Below are 16,721 nucleotides of genomic sequence, written 5' to 3'. Positions count from 1 at the left end.
CATCACAGCGCCCCGAGAAACCCCTGCACCACAGCCTCCCCGGCAACAACCCCCCGCTCCTCCAGCACGGTGACCCCGTCGGCGGTCCACCCGGCATCGGCCAACTCCCCGTGCCCGGGCCGCCACCCCCGATCCACAGCAAGCAGCAGATCGGCGTCCAGCAACGAGTCCCCGGCCCCGAGCACCTGCCCGGCGCCGACCCGCCGCGCAACCTCGCGCGCAGCCGCCCCCTTGGTCAACGGCTTCGGCACGGCGTACACCTTGCGCCCCTGGAGCGACACGCCCCAGCCGAGCCCGTCGGCCCACGCCCCGAGCTCCTTGACCCACCCGGCGGGCAACTGCGCCCGGTCGACCACGAGGTACGCGAACAGTTCTTCGGCGACCCTCTCCTTCAGCAGCCACGCCGGATCCGCGGCGGCGACCATCCGCTCCCGCACCTCACCCAGCGGCGCGCACTCGGCCTCCAGCCGCTCCCGGACCCCCCGCGCCCACTCGGGATCGGAGACCCCGTCGACGAGCAGATGCCCCCCGTTGGCACAGATCGCGTACGTCGGCGCGGGTCCGGGCAGCCGCACCCGCGCGTACTGCTCGCGCGTCCGCGTCGTGGTCGGCACGAACACGGCACGACGGCCCAGCTCCACCAACAGCTCGGCGGCGCGCTCGGTGACGTAGGACAGCGGCTTGCCCTCGTACACCTCGACGCAGAGCAGCCGCGGCGCCTCGGCGTCGGGCACGGTCAGCCCGAGCGCGCCCGCGGAGTAGATCAACGTACGGTCGAGGTCACTGGCGACGACGGTCACCGCGGAGCGCTCGCTCACTGGGCGACCGCCTTGCCGTCGGCACCGGTGGCCCCGCGGGTGAACCGCGGATGGATCAACCCCACACAGGTGTACGGCAGTTCGTCCACCACCTCCACCGGCACCCCGCGCTGCTCCGCAAGCAGCCTGACATGGTCCAGGTCGGCGCCCGCGTCGGCCCGCGCCAGGATCTTCCACGGCACGCGCCGCAGCAGCACCCGGGTCGTCTCGCCGACGCCGGGCTTCACCAGGTTCACGTCGTGGATGCCGTACTCCTCGCTGATCCGCTCGACGGCGGCCCAGCCCTCCCAGGTCGGGGTGCGGTCGGCGCCGAGCAGCTCCTTGACGTCGGCGTCCACCGCGTCCGCAACCCCGTCGAACCGCTCCTGGATCGCGTCCAGGAACCGCACCGAGACATCCGAACCGGCCAGCTCCCGGTAGAACTTCGCCCCGTGGAAGTCGTCCGGTCCGACCAGGTCGGCCCGCAGCACGGTGCGCGATATCAGCCCGGAGACCGTCGAGTTGAGGCAGGCGGAGGGGATGAGGAAGTCCTCCCGGGTCCCGTACGTCCGCACGCACGAGCCGGGGTCGGCGAGCACGGCGATCTCCGGGTCGAAGCCGCGCGGCCCGCCACCCGCCTCGAACTCCTCGATCGCGGTGGCCAGTTCACGCGTGATGGCGCCCTTGCCCGTCCAGCCGTCGACGAACACGACGTCCGCCGGGTCGTGGTGCGCGGCCAGCCAGCGCAGCGCCGTCGCGTCGATGCCGCGGCCACGCACGATCGACACGGCGTAGTGCGGCAGCTCCACGCCGTGCCGGTCGAGCGCCCAGCGCCGCATCAGCACGCCGACCGGGGTGCCCGCCCGTGCGAGCGAGACGAGGACCGGGCGGCGCGGCGCGCGCTCGGCGAGCACCGTCTCCGTGACCACGCCCACCGCCCGCGCGATCCGGCCCGCCGACGTGTCGAGCGCGGCGTGGAACAGCCCCTGGTACTGCTCACTGGGCTGGTACTCGACCGGCAGCGACTCCGCGTAGTGCGCGCCGCCGCTCTGGATGGCCTCCTCGCGCTCCTCGGTGGGCGCCTCGAGCCGTACGTCGGACAGGTCCTGGAGCAGCCAGCCGACCTCGTCGGGCGCGTACGAGGAGAAGGCGGGGCCGCGCAGCGGCTCGGGCAGCGACATGACGGACCTTTCGGGGATGTACGAGGGCACGACCACGACGACGACGCGCGCGGTGTGCTCGGCCACGCGCTCCAGCAGCCCGCCGGGCGCGGCCAGTTCGGCGGTGTCCCCCGCCGAGTCGAGGACGACGACGACCGTGTCGAAGCCGCCGCCCGCCACGTTGTACGCGAAGCGCTCGCCGGGCCCGTCGGCCGGTGCGTCGTGCGCGGGGAAGACGAGGCGGGTGCGGATCGCGTAGCCCGGGTCGTCGACGGCGAGGACGGGCGAGCGGGTGGTGGTGGAGTACACGATGTCGGTGCCGGTCGCCTCGAGGGCGGTGGCGAGCCGCAGCGGGGCGTACATCAACTCCTCGTTGCCCAGCACCAGGACGCGCCCCCGGACGTGGGGGGCCAGCCGCTCGGCCATCGCGGGGAGGGCCGCCTCCAGCCGCTCGCGGTGCTCGGGGCCGAACCCGTGCCGCCCGCCGTCCGGCACGCCCTCGGGCCAGCCGAGGCCGGCGACCCGGACGATCTCGCCGCGCGTGCGGCGCGGTCGCGGCAGGGCGGCCGCCGCGCTCTCCGCGTGGCTCTTCTCGTACGCGGCGACCAACGCCTGCCCCTTCTCCAGGACGCCGTCGGGCAGCCGTACCGTCCCGCGCGCGGACACGATCAGGTCCACGCGGGCGCCGATCTCCTGCGCGAACGCGGCGAGCCGGCCCTGGTCGTCGGGCGAGCGCATGTCGACGAGCGCGACGATCACGTACCGCTCGCGCGCGTGCAGCTCGTGCAGGACACGGATGGTGTTCAGGACCGTGTTGCCGGTGGAGAACTCGTCGTCCACGAGGACCAGCGGGCCGTCACCGGCCAGCAGCCGCGGGTTCTCCGGCAGGAGCAGGTGCGAGGTGGCGTGCGAGTGGGACTCCTCGAAGCCGCCCGCGCGGGCCACCCCCGCGACGGGGCGGCGCGTGGAGTGCAGGTAGGGGGCGAGGGCGAGCCCGTCGGCGACCGAGTGGCCGAGGCCCGTCGCGGTCTCCGCGTAGCCGAGCACGACGGAGCGTCGCGCCGCCTCGTCGCCGAGCAGTTCACGGACACGTACGCCCAGGTCGTGGCCGGTGCGCCAGACCACCGACGGGCGCTGGGGGACGTGCTTGCCCAGCACGTTCGACACCAGGAGGTGGGCGCGCTTGGGGTTGCGGCGCAGCGCGAGCCCCAGCAGGTCGGTCAGCTCCGCGTCACCGGTCAGCTCGACGCCGAGCCGGTCGGCCACCCAGGTCCCCGACCACACACCGTCCACCGCGTCCACCGTGCCGTCAGCGTCCACCGCATTCCTCGCCTCGGTCGTCATGCGGGCAGCCCCGCCGTCAGCAGCTCCACGAAACCGACGTCCTCCTGGGCCACGCCGAACGCCTCCGCGCGCTGGAGGGTCCGCTCGGCCCAGGCGCGATGCGGCTTCACCTCGTTCATCTTGTTCGTGTACGCCGACCTGAGGACGCCGCCGCCGTCCCGCTCGGGGCTGAGGATGTCCCGCGCGTCGCTGTACTCCTCGTGGCTGACCACGGACAACGCGTGGACGGGCAGGACGTGCGAGGGGTGGATGCAGGTCTTGCCGAGCAGGCCGTTGGCCCGGTCGAGGGCGATCTCGCGCAGCAGCCCGTCCAGGTCGTGCTCGATGAGCGCGGCGCGCAACGGCTCCGCGTCCTCCTCAAGGAAGGGGCTGCGGCGCAGCTGCGGCTTGAACATCCGCTCCTGGTGGCGGAAGTACTCCCAGACGGGACCGGTGACCGTGAAGCCGGTGCCGTCGGCCCGCCCCAGCCGGTTGACCACGTCGGCGATCACCGAGGCCACTATCTGGACGTCGTACGCCGTCAGGTCGGCGGGGCGGCGCAGCCCGTACGCCGAGCAGAAGTCGGTGACGCCGAGCCGGAGCGCGAGCACGCGGTCGCGGTACTTGTCGACGGTGCGGGAGATCCCGGCGAGGGTCTCGGTGCGGGTCTCCAGGTGGAGCAGCTCGGGGGACTCGAGGACCGGCATGGCGAAAAGCCGCCGCCCCGAGGCCGCCTCGGCGGCGGTCAGCGCCTCGAGGAACGGAACGCCCCGCTCCTCGGTGAACTTGGGCAGCACGAATCCGGACAGCAGCGCCGCGGCGGGACCGAGGCGACGGGTGAGGTCGGTGATCTGCTCGGGAGTGCGGACGCGAATGAACAGCAGCGGCGGCTCGGCCCCGTCCCGCTCGCTTCTCGCCAGAAGGTCGGTGAACTGGCGGACCAGATTGTCCTCGGCGCCGCCCACCTCCGCGTCGTCGATCGAATCCTCCAGGCAGAGCACCATGGAGACGACGCCGCGACCGGCCTGCTTGAGCACGTCGTCCGCGAGGCGCGGTCGGGTGGCCGGGCTGTAGAGCGTGGCGCCCAGTGCTGCCGCGAGCATGCGGGGCGGGGAGTCCGCGCTGAAGAGCTGCGGCTCGCGATGGAACAGACGCTTCCGCACCTGAGGGGCAATGTGCCCGAAATGACGCATAAGACTCCCCCGATACGACCCTGCTCTGACCCTGAACCGCCCCGTGACGGCTACTCCGGCTGCCCGGTGCCCCGACGTGAAACGTACGAGGTGGCCGGTAATAGTACGTACAAAGCCATGTCAAGGGTTCCCGCCCGCAATGAAATTCTGGTAACCCGTGTATGTCCAGGGATGTCTTCCGGCCTCCGATTCGGCCGATGGGCCCGGCACCCCGCGTTGTCCTGGCCGGGCCGGGGAAGGCAGGATGACGGCATGACGCACGCGATGCTCAAGGGGGCGAACGTCCCGCTCGACACCACGGCCGTACGCGCCGTGCTCCGCTGGACCCCGGGGCAGGGCGTGCCGGACGTGGACGCCTCCGCCCTGCTGCTCGGCCCGGACGGACGGGTCCGCTCCGACGAGGACTTCGTCTTCTACAACCAGCCCAGGCACCCCTCGGGCAAGGTCTGGCGGCTCGGCAAGAAGCGGGTGGCCGAAGGGCTCACCGACACCGTCCAGGCGGACCTGGCCGGCGTCCCGCCGGAGATCGGCAGCATCCTGCTGGTGGCGTCGGCGGACGACGTCGAGTTCAAGCACGTACAGGCCCTGCGGATGGTCGTCCACGACGCCGCGGCCGACGGCGCCGAGCCGATCGCGTACTTCGACATCAAGCCCGAGACCGGCGCCGAGACCGCGCTGATCTGCGGCGAGCTGTACCGGCGCGGTGACGGCTGGCGGCTGCGCGCGGTCGGCGAGGGGTACTCCAACGGGCTGGTCGGTCTGGCCACCGACTTCGGCATCTCGGTCGACGAGTCCGCCGCGTCGGCCCAGCAGGCGGCCGCGTCCTCCCCGGTGACCGAGCCGGTCCCGGTCACCGAGCCCGCTCCCCCGACGCCCACGCCGGCCACCGCGCCGGTCCCGGCCCCGCAGCAGGCGCGGCCCACCGAGCCCTCGTCGTTCCCGCTGCCGCCGCCGCAGCGCCCTCCGGCGTACGGCTACCCGCCGCAGCCCACGACGCAGCCGGCCCCGCAGCACCAGCCCGCCTACGGTTACCCGCAGCCGGTGGCGGCCCAGGCGTACCCGGACCCGTCCTTCCGACTCCCGCCGCAGGGGCCGCAGTTCATCGGCCGGTGACCACGCCCTAGACCTTCGACTTGTAGCCCCGGCCCCACTGCAGGCCCCACCCGTACAAGCGGTCGAGTTCAGCCTGGAACCCGTACACGAAGCGGACCTCGCGCCGGACCATGAGATCGCCCTTGACGTTCTCGATGGAGACGACGGCGCAGGAGCGGGCCTGCGGGTGGCGCTCGTCGAGGCTGATCTCGATCCGCGGGCCGTTGCTCGGGTAGAGCGTCACATGGGCGTGGGTCCGGTCGAAGGCGGGCGTCTGGTCGTAGATGTAGACGAACAGCAGCAGCCGCTTGATGGACTCGCGGTGATCGAGATTGACGTAGAGGGTCTCGCCGGACGCGGAGCCGAACCGGTCGTCGCCGCTGAGCTTCACGTACGGCGGGGCGTTGAGCGATCCGAAGAAGTTGCCCAGCGGTTGTACGACGCCCTTCTCACCGCTCATCAGCTCGTACAGGCAGCCCAGGTCCAGGTCGACGTTGACCATCGACTGGGTGTGCGCCTGCACGACGTCGGGCTTGAACATGCTGAACGGGTGCCGCAGCAGGCTGTTCTTCTCCGGCCCGCCGATGTCCGAGGTGCGCATCCGCCACGACAGGTTGACCCGCAGATTGCCGGTGGCCGCGCCCTGTTTGGAGAGCGAGACGACCGGGTGCCGCTTGGTGAGTTCGATGCTGTTGGTCGCCGCGTTGCCCGAATCGAAGTCGGACTGCGCGGAGTTGCCTCGCCATAGCTTGTCCCAGAAGGACATACCGCCCCCATGCCTGTACGTGTCCCCGCCTGTACTTACTCGTACCTGTCCGAAGCCGCCTGTACACGCCTGCGGGGCGGCCGTTTCGAGGAGTTGTCCTCGTACGACCGCCCCGCTGACAGGGTTCCAGGATTGGCCCCCGGGTCAAACCCCGAAGGCTCGACGGCTCAGACCCCGGACGGCACCTCGGCCTTGTCCGTGTCCCCCGTGTTGCCCTCTTCGGCCGCGATCCGCTTGTTGCGCCGGACCGACGACCAGAACGACCAGGCGATCAGGACCACGCCGACGAGGCCGGTGATGACCTCGTTGATCTCGTAGCGGATGGTGACCAGCAGGATCACGGCGAGCGCGCCGATCGCGTAGTGCGCGCCGTGCTCCAGGTACACGTAGTCGTCCAGGGTGCCCTGACGGACCAGGTAGACCGTGAGCGAACGGACGTACATGGCACCGATACCGAGGCCGAGCGCCATCAGCACGATGTCGTTGGTGATGGCGAAGGCGCCGATCACGCCGTCGAAGGAGAACGACGCGTCGAGGACTTCCAGGTAGAGGAACATGAAGAACGCGGCCTGGCCGGCCAGCACCACCGCGGACTTCTGCTTGCCCTCCCGCGCGGCCTTCTCCTCCTCTTCGTGCTCCCGCTCCTCCTCTTCCTCGAGACGGTTCTCGAAGAAGCCGGACAGGCCGCCGACGACGAGGTACGTGATCAGACCCGCGACACCGGAGATGAGCACGGTGGACTGCTTGTCGACGTGCACACCGCCGTGCTGGTGGGCGTGGATCGCGAACGTCATGGAGGAGACCAGGAGCACGATCAGCGCGATGCAGACCGACAGCATGTCGACCTTGCCGAGCTTGGCCAGCGGCCGCTCGATCCAGCGCAGCCACTGGATGTCACGGTCCTCGAAGATGAAGTCGAGGAAGATCATCAGCAGGAACATGCCACCGAAGGCAGCGATGGACGGGTGCGCGTCCGTCACCAGCTGCTGGTAGCGGCCCGGCTGGTTGAAGGCCAGGTCGACGGCCTCGATCGGCCCCATTTTGGCGCTGATGGCGACGATCACGACCGGGAAGACGAGCCGCATGCCGAACACCGCGATCAGCACGCCGACCGTGAGGAAGATCTTCTGCCAGAAGGCACTCATCTTCTTCAGGATTCCGGCGTTGACCACCGCGTTGTCGAACGACAGCGAGATTTCGAGGATCGCGAGGATCGCGACGACCCCGAACGCTGTCCAGCCGTCGTAGAACACCGCCGCGATCAAACCGAGCACGGTGATCGCGAACGACCAGCCGAAGGTTTTCAGAACCACTGGCTACCCCATCGTGTGTACGGGTTTCCCCGTGCTGGTTGTACGGGGCTCCCCCGCTCCGCGCACGGCTTTACGAAACATTGACTCCGAAGTCTAGAGCGATGCCCCGGAGGCCGGACGCGTACCCCTGACCGACTGCACGGAACTTCCACTCGCCCCCGTACCGGTACACCTCGCCGAAGATCATCGCGGTCTCGGACGAAGCGTCCTCGGAGAGGTCGTAACGGGCGAGCTCCTGGCCGTCCGCCTGGTTGACGACGCGAATGAAGGCGTTGCTGACCTGGCCGAAGGTCTGCCCTCTGTTGTCCGCGTCGTGGATCGAGACCGGGAAGATGATCTTGTCGCAGGTGGCCGGCACCTTGGCGAGGTCCACGATGATCGACTCGTCGTCCCCCTCGCCCTCACCCGTGAGGTTGTCACCGGTGTGCGTGACGGAGCCGTCCGGGCTCGTGAGCTGGTTGTAGAAGATGAACCACTCGTCGCCCATCACCCGGCCGCCGCTGCACAGCAGCGCACTGGCGTCCAGGTCGAAGTCGGCTCCGGTGGTGGAGCGTGCGTCCCAACCGAGTCCGATCAGAACCTCTGTCAGGTTCGGTGCGGCCTTGGAGAGGGAGACATTGCCTCCCTTGGCGAGTGTGACGCCCATATCGGTGGTCCTCCCCGAGGTGAAAGGCACTGCTGGCCTTACTGCGCCAATGGCCTTGCTGCGCTACGTGGTGTGCTGTGGTGGCTGTGCCGCGATGGGGGCGCTGCCGTGGTCCAGCGCGTCCGGCGCCGCACTGCGGGAGTGCGACGCCGGACGGATGAGCGTGGTGGTGCGCTGGGACTCAGACGTTGACGCCGAAGTCCTGGGCGATACCGCGCAGGCCCGAGGCATAGCCCTGGCCGACGGCGCGGAACTTCCACTCCGCCCCGTTCCGGTACAGCTCACCGAAGACCATGGCGGTCTCGGTGGAGGCGTCCTCGGAGAGGTCGTAGCGGGCGATCTCGGCGCCGCCCGTCTGGTTCACGACGCGAATGAACGCGTTGCGCACCTGGCCGAAGGACTGCTGGCGGTTCTCGGCGTCGTAGATCGAGACCGGGAAAACGATCTTGTCCACGTCGGCCGGGACCGTCGCGAGGTTGACCTTGACCTGCTCGTCGTCGCCCTCACCCTCACCGGTGGTGTTGTCACCGGTGTGCTCGACCGAGCCGTCCGCGCTCTTCAGATTGTTGAAGAACACGAAGTCCTGGTCGTTGCGGACCTTGCCCTCGGCGTTCGTCAGAATCGCGCTGGCGTCGAGGTCGAAGTCCGCGCCGGTGGTGGTGCGGACATCCCAACCCAGGCCCACGACGACCGCCGTGAGGCCCGGGGCCTCCTTGCTCAGCGATACGTTGCCGCCCTTGCTGAGGCTGACTCCCACGAGTCCTCCCTGTGGTCTTTGGGGGCGGGGAGCCCCGTAGTACGTCTGGCATCGGATCAACGTCTGGATCCTAGTGACGGGTTCCCGCAGCCCGCGAGGCTTCCTACAGGGTGTCGCCCTGCAGGGCTTCTTTACAGGGTGCGCCTACAGGCTGTCGATCGCCTTGACGTACTCGTTCAGGTCACGGGCGTCCGGCAGGCCGTTGACGACGGTCCAGCGCACGACGCCCTCCTTGTCGATGATGAAGGTGCCGCGGACGGCGCAGCCCTTCTCCTCGTCGAAGACGCCGTACGCGCGCGAGGCCTCGCCGTGCGGCCAGAAGTCGCTCAGCAGCGGGTACTCGAGGCCCTCCTGCTCGGCGAAGACCCGCAGGGAGAACGGGGAGTCGTTCGACACCGCGAGCAGCTGCACGTCGTCGTTGACGAACTTGGGCAGCTCGTCGCGCAGGGCGCAGAGCTCGCCGGTGCACACGCCGGTGAAGGCGAACGGGTAGAACAGCAGCACCACGTTCTTCTCGCCCCGGAAGTCCGAGAGCTTCACGCTCTCGCCGTGCTGGTTCTTCAGCTCGAATTCCGGAGCCTTGGTGCCGACCTCGATCGCCATGATGGAGCTTCCCTTCGATGGGGCTGTTCAGGTGGCTTCAGCCTAGTTCCCACCCCTGCGTGCTCCCGCGCCGCCCGGGCCGGCCGGGCATGCCTGAGGCCCTCGCGGACGCACCGAAGGGCGCCCGCCAGGGCCTCATCTCCTAATTTCCCGTTCCGCCGGGACGCTTACCGCTTCTTGGCGGCTGCCTTCGGCGTGGCAAGACGGCTGCCGGTCCAGTCCTTGCCCGCACTGACGCTCTTGCTCGCGGACAGCCCGGCGGTCGTGGCGGCCTCACCGATCTCACTCGGCTCGACGTACCCGTCACGCCCGGTCTTCGGCGTCAGAAGCAGGATGGACCCGCCCTCTTCCATGTACGCGATGGCATCCACCAACGCATCAGTAAGGTCCCCGTCGTCCTCACGGAACCAGAGCACCACGGCGTCAGCCACGTCGTCGTAGTCCTCGTCGACGAGCTCGGAGCCGATGGTCTCTTGGATGACCTCGCGGAGCTCCTGATCGACGTCGTCGTCGTAGCCGATCTCCTGGACCACCTGGTCGGGCTGGAAACCAAGCCTCACGGCAAGGTTCGTCTCCGCGTGGTCCGCGGTCGCGCTCACGGATTGCCTCCTGATCATGTTTACGAAGTTGTCTTCAGCTTCGCGCGCACGCGAAGCGTTGGCCGTAGTCCACACGTGCGCGACGGATCGCGCAAGTACCCGGCCGCCGAGACCGCCGAAACGGTGACGTTCCCGGCTCTGTCACCGCAACTCCAGTCAAGGATCCCCCCAGGTCAGTGATGTATGCCACAGCATTCTGCCGGGTTTGCCCGCACTGCCCGGCCACGGAGGGTGACCAGGGCCGAACGGTCCACCGGAACACGTGAACGACATGAGCGTATCGTTGCGAAATGTGCGCACGCACTCACGGGGCATCGAGGGGTATCGAACGGAATCCGGATTACCTCGCGGTAGACATGACGATTCCGATTCCGCGGTACACGATGGACAACGGCGTACGCGACAGTGAATCAGCGGCATCACCGACAGTGAGGGAACAGCGTGGCTTCCGGATCCGATCGCAACCCGATCATCATTGGCGGTCTCCCCAGCCAGGTACCGGACTTCGATCCCGAAGAGACTCAGGAGTGGCTCGACTCCCTTGACGCGGCGGTCGACGAACGCGGCCGCGAGCGGGCCCGTTATCTGATGCTCCGGCTGATCGAGCGCGCCCGCGAGAAGCGCGTGGCCGTGCCCGAGATGCGCAGCACGGATTACATCAACACGATCGCCACCAAGGACGAGCCCTTCTTCCCCGGCAACGAGGAGATCGAGCGCAAGGTCCTCAACGCGACGCGCTGGAACGCCGCGGTGATGGTCTCCCGCGCCCAGCGCCCCGGCATCGGTGTCGGCGGCCACATCGCGACCTTCGCCTCCTCGGCGTCGCTGTACGACGTGGGCTTCAACCACTTCTTCCGCGGCAAGGACGAGGGCGACGGCGGCGACCAGATCTTCTTCCAGGGACACGCCTCGCCGGGCATCTACGCCCGCGCGTACCTCCTGGACCGGCTCAGCGAGAACCAGCTGGACGCCTTCCGCCAGGAGAAGTCGAAGGCGCCGAACGGCCTGTCCTCGTATCCGCACCCGCGGCTGATGCCGGACTTCTGGGAGTTCCCCACCGTCTCCATGGGCCTCGGCCCCCTCGGCGCCATCTTCCAGGCCCGGATGAACCGCTACATGGAGGCCCGCGGCATCGCCGACACCTCCAAGTCGCGCGTGTGGGCCTTCCTCGGCGACGGCGAGATGGACGAGCCCGAGTCCCTGGGCCAGCTCTCCATCGCCGCCCGCGAGGGCCTCGACAACCTCACCTTCGTCGTCAACTGCAACCTGCAGCGCCTCGACGGCCCGGTCCGCGGCAACGGAAAGATCATCCAGGAGCTGGAGTCCCAGTTCCGCGGCGCCGGCTGGAACGTCATCAAGCTGGTCTGGGACCGCAGCTGGGACCCGCTGCTCGCGCAGGACCGCGACGGCGTCCTGGTGAACAAGCTGAACACCACGCCCGACGGCCAGTTCCAGACGTACGCCACGGAGCCCGGCTCCTACATCCGCCAGCACTTCTTCGGCGGCGACCACCGCCTGCGCGCCATGGTCGAGAACATGACCGACGACCAGATCCTGCACCTGGGCCGCGGCGGTCACGACCACAAGAAGATCTTCGCGGCGTTCACGGCGGCCAAGGAGCACAAGGGCCAGCCGACGGTGATCCTGGCGCAGACGGTCAAGGGCTGGACCCTCGGTCCGAACTTCGAGGGCCGCAACGCCACGCACCAGATGAAGAAGCTCACGGTCGACGACCTGAAGGGCTTCCGCGACCGGCTGCACATCCCGATCACCGACGCGCAGCTCGAGGGCGGCGCCCCGCCGTACTACCACCCGGGCCGCGAGTCCGAGGAGATCCAGTACATGCACGACCGGCGCCAGGCGCTGGGCGGCTATGTCCCGACCCGCGTCGTGCGCGCGAAGCCTCTGCAGCTCCCGGACGACAAGACCTACGCGAGCGTGAAGAAGGGGTCGGGTCAGCAGTCGATCGCCACGACCATGGCGTTCGTCCGGCTCCTCAAGGACCTCATGCGGGACAAGGAGATCGGCAAGCGGTTCGTGCTGATCGCGCCCGACGAGTACCGCACCTTCGGCATGGACTCCTTCTTCCCGAGTGCGAAGATCTACAACCCGCTCGGCCAGCAGTACGAGTCCGTGGACCGTGAACTCCTGCTCGCCTACAAGGAGTCGCCGACCGGCCAGATGCTGCACGACGGCATCTCGGAGGCCGGCTGCACCGCCTCGCTGATCGCGGCCGGTTCGGCCTACGCGACCCACGGCGAACCGCTGATCCCGGTGTACGTCTTCTACTCGATGTTCGGTTTCCAGCGCACCGGCGACCAGTTCTGGCAGATGGCCGACCAGCTGGCCCGCGGCTTCGTCCTCGGTGCGACCGCCGGCCGCACGACGCTGACCGGTGAGGGTCTGCAGCACGCCGACGGCCACTCTCAGCTGCTGGCCTCCACCAACCCGGGCTGCGTCGCCTACGACCCGGCCTACGCCTACGAGATCGCGTACATCGTCAAGGACGGCCTGCGCCGGATGTACGGCCCGGACAGTGAGAACGTCTTCTACTACCTCACCGTCTACAACGAGCCGATCCAGCACCCCGCGGAGCCGGCCGACGTCGACGTCGACGGCATCCTCAAGGGCATCCACCGCATCAGCACCGGGAGCTCGGGCACGATCCCGGCGCAGATCATGGCCTCGGGTGTCGGCGTCCCCTGGGCTCTCGAGGCGCAGCAGATCCTCGCGCAGGAGTGGAACGTGCGCGCCGACGTGTGGTCCGCGACCTCGTGGAACGAACTGCGCCGCGAGGCGGTGGAAGTAGAGCGCCACAACCTGCTGCACCCCGAGGAGGAGCAGCGCACGCCCTACGTCACGCAGAAGCTGTCCGGCGCGGAGGGTCCGTTCGTCGCGGTCTCCGACTGGATGCGCTCGGTGCCGGACCAGATCTCCCGCTGGGTGCCGGGCACCTACCAGTCGCTCGGCGCGGACGGCTTCGGCTTCGCGGACACCCGGGGAGCGGCCCGCCGCTACTTCCACATCGACGCCCAGTCGATCGTGGTCGCGGTGCTCACCGAGCTCGCCCGTGAGGGCAAGGTCGACCGGTCGGCCCTGAAGCAGGCGATCGACCGCTACCAGCTGCTCGACGTCGCCGCCGCCGACCCGGGTGCGGCCGGGGGCGACGCGTAACGGCTCACTGGGCGGACGCTTCCGCGGACGCGCCTTCCGAGGGCGGTGGGAACTCTGGTCCCACCGCCCTTCGGCTTTTCTCGCGAGGCGCCCATGGAGGAGCAGCCTGCAAAGATCCGTTGGGAACGGCACTCGCAGCGTCCGCGGCACCCGTCGGATCCGGGATGCGCGCGTCACAGGAAGTGCCCGGTGGAACGGGCGGATGGAGACAGGCGGGAAGAGTTTCATGCACCCGTCGATTCGGAGGAGTCGGGCCGGCCTCGGATACCCGTCGAGCCGGATGGGGGCGCAATCATCGAAAGCGCGCGTCGAGGCGGAGAACTGCAGGACCGGCGGACACGCCGGCCTGCTGCTGAGATGTGGGGACCGGCGGCGGGACGCGGCACGGTAGGCCCGGGACGTCGGGCGGTGACTGTTCGCGCGGAGATGCTTGCCCGCGAGGGATGCTTGCCCGCGAGGGGACGCCTGTCTGCGGGGAGGACACCCACGCTCGTGAGCCGGGTGCGGCGCGGGCCGGTGGCGGGACGGGCCCGCTTCTGGGGGCCTGAGCCGATCTCGGCGCGGGCCGGGACAGCCCCGGGACATTGCCCCGGGGCCGCCTCGATCTGACCGCTCCAGCGGTCAGCCGGTCGCGCTCAGAACATCCCTCCCGCGGCGAGGCCGACCGATGTGATCAGCCCGATGACCCCGAGCAGGGTGTCGATCGCGCCGAGTACGACCGCGACCAGAGCCGGAACCGACTGGGTGCCGGTCCAGCGGCGCCCCATGGCCAGCCAGCCGCAGACGACGGCGACCGGTCCGAACACGAACCCGAGGGTCAGGAACCCGACGACCGCGCAGATGACCCCGATGATTCCGAGCGTCGCGCGATCCGGCCCGCTCCGTGTGCCCATGGGGCCACGTGAACGGGGGTGTTTGCGCGTGGTGTGTCCGAAGCCCGTCATCATCGCTCCTTGGGTTCGTGGACTCGGGCGGTACTCCGGGTACCCCACTTGTCGTCACCTACCACGCGGCGCTCCGCTATCTCTCCCAGATCTTGAACGCCCTTACGTGATAGGGCGTTTCGGGCTCCCAGGTCCCACTGCCGGGATAGGTCTGGAACTCCCCGGTCTCCGCGCACTCCGCGGACTGATAGGTGGTGACGGGACGACGGGTGCGATTGGCGAGGGACGCCGCGCTGCTCCCCTCCGGCAGCGCGACACAGCTCTCGATGTCGGTCCCGGCCAGTTCGTAGGTGTGCCGGGCCCCCTTGAATCCCGTCTTGGACCACAGGCACAGCTCCCCCGCGCCGCAGTCCCCCAACGTCGGTGGCGCAGCCGCGGTGGCGAAGCCCGGTGTGAGCGCCACCGCGGCGAACGTGGCCGTGGCGAGCCTGACCATCATGGACGTACGCATGTGCATCAACCCCCGTGTCATATCGACCAGTTGCGTTCGCGACTGATCGCTTGCCTGACACTCTGGCCCGGAAGATCCGGTTCCGGGAAGGGCTGCCGAGGGACGTCACCCGGATAAGCGAAAGCCCCCGGAAAGTTCCCGGGGGCTTCCCCCACACGGGCGGTTTCCCGCCTCGTCCGCGACCGACGGGCGCTAGATGTGCGCGGCGCCCGCTGCCGCCTCCGGGTTGTCGCCGCGCTTGGTCAGCAGCGCGACGAGGATGGCGACGACACCGACACCGGCGGCGACCAGGCAGGCCAGGCTCATGCCGGAGATGAACGTGTCGTGCGCGACGTCCGTGATCTTCGCCGCGATGCCGGCCGGGGTGTGGTCCGGAACCGGAGCGACACCGACCTGGACCGCCTCCGACGCCTGGTCGAGCTGCGCCGGGGTGAGCGGCGGGAGCTTGGCGTCCGCCCAGTTGCCCGCGAGGTCACCGTCGACCTTCGAGGCCATCACGGCGCCGAGCACGGCGGTACCGAGGCTGCCGCCGATCTGCATCGCGGCTTGCTGGAGACCGCCGGCGACACCGGAGAGCTCCATCGGGGCGTTGCCCACGATGACCTCGGTGGCTCCCACCATCACGGGGGCGAGTCCGAGGCCGAGCAGGCCGAACCAGACGGACATGATGCCGCTGCCGGTACCCGCCTCCAGCGTGGACATCCCGTACATCGCGAGGGCGGTGCACGTCATGCCTCCGGCGAGCGGGATGCGCGGGCCCACCTTCGTGATCATCGCGCCCGCGAGCGGGGAGGCGACGATCATCATGCCGGTCAGCGGCAGCAGGTGAAGACCGCTGTCGACCGGGCTCATGCCGTGCACGTTCTGCAGGTAGAAGGTGACGAAGAACAGGCCGCCCATGAACGCGATGGCCATGAGGACCATCAGAACCACACCGGCCGACAGCGGCACGGAGCGGAAGAGCCCCAGCGGGATGAGCGGTTCGGCGACCCGGGTCTCCCAGATCGCGAAGAGGACGAAGCAGAGCACCGCTGCGCCGATGAACGTCCACGTCATGCCGTCGCCCCAGCCCCACGCCGGGGCCTTGATGAGGGCCCAGACAAGGCAGAACATCGCGCCGGACAGCAGCGCGATGCCGGGGATGTCGAAGGAACGCGGCGCGTTCTCGGCCCGGTGGTCGAGCAGGATGACGAGCCCGAGAACCAGGGCGAGGACGCCGACCGGAACGTTGATGAAGAAGACCGACTGCCAGCTGACGTGCTGGACGAGCAGGCCGCCGAGAATGGGACCGCCGGCCGTCGAGGCGCCGATCACCATGCCCCAGATACCGATCGCCATGTTCAGCTTCTCGGCCGGGAACGTGGCGCGCAGCAGGCCGAGTGCGGCAGGCATCAGCAGCGCGCCGAACAGGCCCTGGAAGACGCGGAAGGTGATGACGAGCGCGATGCTGTCGGACAGACCGATGGCTCCGGAGGCGGCGGCGAAGCCGACCACGCCTATGAGGAAGGTCTGCCGGTGGCCGAACCGGTCGCCGAGCTTGCCCGCGGTGATCAGCGTGACCGCGAGGGCGAGGAAGTAGCCGTTGGTGATCCACTGGACGTCGGCGAAGCTCGCGCCGAGGTCCTTCTGAATGGCCGGGTTGGCGATGGCGACGATGGTGCCGTCGAGGGCGACCATCATCACGCCGATCGCGACAGAGAAGAGGGTCAACCAGGGATGGCCGCGAAGTCCCTTGGCCGATGCCGGGGTCGGGTCGGGCTCCGGAACCCGGTCCGCCTTGTCGACAGTGATCTGACTAGTCATACGTTCGAGGCTAGTGACAGCTCCTGACAGTTGACAAAGCATTTCACCATTCGGTAACTGTCGCCTCGATCACACTGCCCCCGAGCCGAACGAACAGCTG

General features: G+C 69.2%; 14 protein-coding genes. 2 read left to right on the top strand and 12 right to left on the bottom strand.

Features of this window, described 5'->3' with window-relative positions:
* Nucleotides 1-2: 2 nt before the first annotated feature.
* From ABT127_RS04365 to ABT127_RS04355, 3 genes are read right to left on the bottom strand one after another with little or no spacing between them, the layout of a single operon-like run.
* Nucleotides 3-818, bottom strand: a complete 816-nt coding sequence (locus tag ABT127_RS04365; RefSeq protein WP_351444416.1) for an HAD family hydrolase — start codon at nt 816-818, stop codon at nt 3-5.
* Nucleotides 815-3,301 (bottom strand): phosphoribosyltransferase, encoded by a 2,487-nt coding sequence (locus ABT127_RS04360; RefSeq protein ID WP_502971627.1) that lies wholly within the window; start codon nt 3,299-3,301, stop codon nt 815-817. The genes ABT127_RS04365 and ABT127_RS04360 overlap by 4 nt, the downstream gene beginning before the upstream one ends.
* Nucleotides 3,298-4,473 carry an HpcH/HpaI aldolase/citrate lyase family protein gene (locus ABT127_RS04355; RefSeq protein WP_351444414.1) on the bottom strand — a complete coding sequence of 392 codons (1,176 nt, stop codon included), beginning with the start codon at nt 4,471-4,473 and terminating at the stop codon, nt 3,298-3,300. Before ABT127_RS04355 ends, ABT127_RS04360 begins: the two co-directional genes overlap by 4 nt.
* A 252-nt stretch (nt 4,474-4,725) precedes the next feature.
* On the opposite strand from ABT127_RS04355, the gene ABT127_RS04350 reads away from it, so the two are divergent.
* Nucleotides 4,726-5,586: a TerD family protein gene (locus ABT127_RS04350; protein ID WP_351444413.1), complete on the top strand. Its 861-nt coding sequence runs from the start codon at nt 4,726-4,728 to the stop codon at nt 5,584-5,586.
* 7 nt (nt 5,587-5,593) lie between these two features.
* Here the strand turns inward: ABT127_RS04350 and ABT127_RS04345 are convergent, their stop codons facing one another.
* From ABT127_RS04345 to ABT127_RS04320, 6 genes are all read right to left on the bottom strand, one after another.
* Nucleotides 5,594-6,331, bottom strand: a complete 738-nt coding sequence (locus ABT127_RS04345) for a TerD family protein (protein ID WP_351444412.1) — start codon at nt 6,329-6,331, stop codon at nt 5,594-5,596.
* A 167-nt stretch (nt 6,332-6,498) separates the two neighbouring features.
* The gene (locus ABT127_RS04340; protein ID WP_351444410.1) at nt 6,499-7,644 is read right to left on the bottom strand and encodes a DUF475 domain-containing protein; all 1,146 of its coding nucleotides are present in this window, start codon (nt 7,642-7,644) and stop codon (nt 6,499-6,501) included.
* 70 nt (nt 7,645-7,714) lie between these two features.
* The gene (locus ABT127_RS04335; protein ID WP_351444408.1) at nt 7,715-8,290 is read right to left on the bottom strand and encodes a TerD family protein; all 576 of its coding nucleotides are present in this window, start codon (nt 8,288-8,290) and stop codon (nt 7,715-7,717) included.
* A gap of 181 nt (nt 8,291-8,471) precedes the next feature.
* Complete coding sequence (locus ABT127_RS04330; protein ID WP_111662106.1) at nt 8,472-9,047, bottom strand: TerD family protein; 576 nt, start codon at nt 9,045-9,047, stop codon at nt 8,472-8,474.
* Between the two features lie 144 nt (nt 9,048-9,191).
* Nucleotides 9,192-9,650, bottom strand: a complete 459-nt coding sequence (locus ABT127_RS04325; RefSeq protein ID WP_351444407.1) for a peroxiredoxin — start codon at nt 9,648-9,650, stop codon at nt 9,192-9,194.
* A 167-nt stretch (nt 9,651-9,817) separates the two neighbouring features.
* Entirely contained in the window at nt 9,818-10,249 is a 432-nt protein-coding gene (locus ABT127_RS04320) for a DUF3052 domain-containing protein (protein WP_161195048.1), read from the bottom strand.
* 441 nt (nt 10,250-10,690) lie between these two features.
* Here ABT127_RS04320 and aceE point away from each other — a divergent pair, with 441 nt between their 5' ends.
* On the top strand, nt 10,691-13,423 hold the full coding sequence (aceE, locus tag ABT127_RS04315) for a pyruvate dehydrogenase (acetyl-transferring), homodimeric type (RefSeq protein WP_351444406.1): 2,733 nt from the start codon (nt 10,691-10,693) through the stop codon (nt 13,421-13,423).
* A 635-nt stretch (nt 13,424-14,058) separates the two neighbouring features.
* Here aceE and ABT127_RS04310 read toward each other — a convergent pair.
* The 3 genes from ABT127_RS04310 to ABT127_RS04300 all read right to left on the bottom strand — a co-directional run bounded on the left by ABT127_RS04310 (nt 14,059) and on the right by ABT127_RS04300 (nt 16,621).
* Nucleotides 14,059-14,370: a small hydrophobic protein gene (locus ABT127_RS04310; protein WP_351444405.1), complete on the bottom strand. Its 312-nt coding sequence runs from the start codon at nt 14,368-14,370 to the stop codon at nt 14,059-14,061.
* A gap of 73 nt (nt 14,371-14,443) precedes the next feature.
* Nucleotides 14,444-14,818 (bottom strand): peptidase inhibitor family I36 protein, encoded by a 375-nt coding sequence (locus tag ABT127_RS04305; RefSeq protein WP_351444403.1) that lies wholly within the window; start codon nt 14,816-14,818, stop codon nt 14,444-14,446.
* A gap of 192 nt (nt 14,819-15,010) precedes the next feature.
* Nucleotides 15,011-16,621, bottom strand: coding sequence for an MFS transporter (locus ABT127_RS04300; RefSeq protein ID WP_351444402.1), 1,611 nt, complete (start codon nt 16,619-16,621; stop codon nt 15,011-15,013).
* Between the last annotated feature and the right edge of the window lie 100 nt (nt 16,622-16,721).

Origin of the sequence: Streptomyces sp. NPDC001904 (assembly GCF_040297005.1) — a bacterium.
In the GTDB taxonomy this organism is placed as follows: domain Bacteria; phylum Actinomycetota; class Actinomycetes; order Streptomycetales; family Streptomycetaceae; genus Streptomyces.
This window is presented reverse-complemented; position numbering and strand designations above follow the sequence as displayed.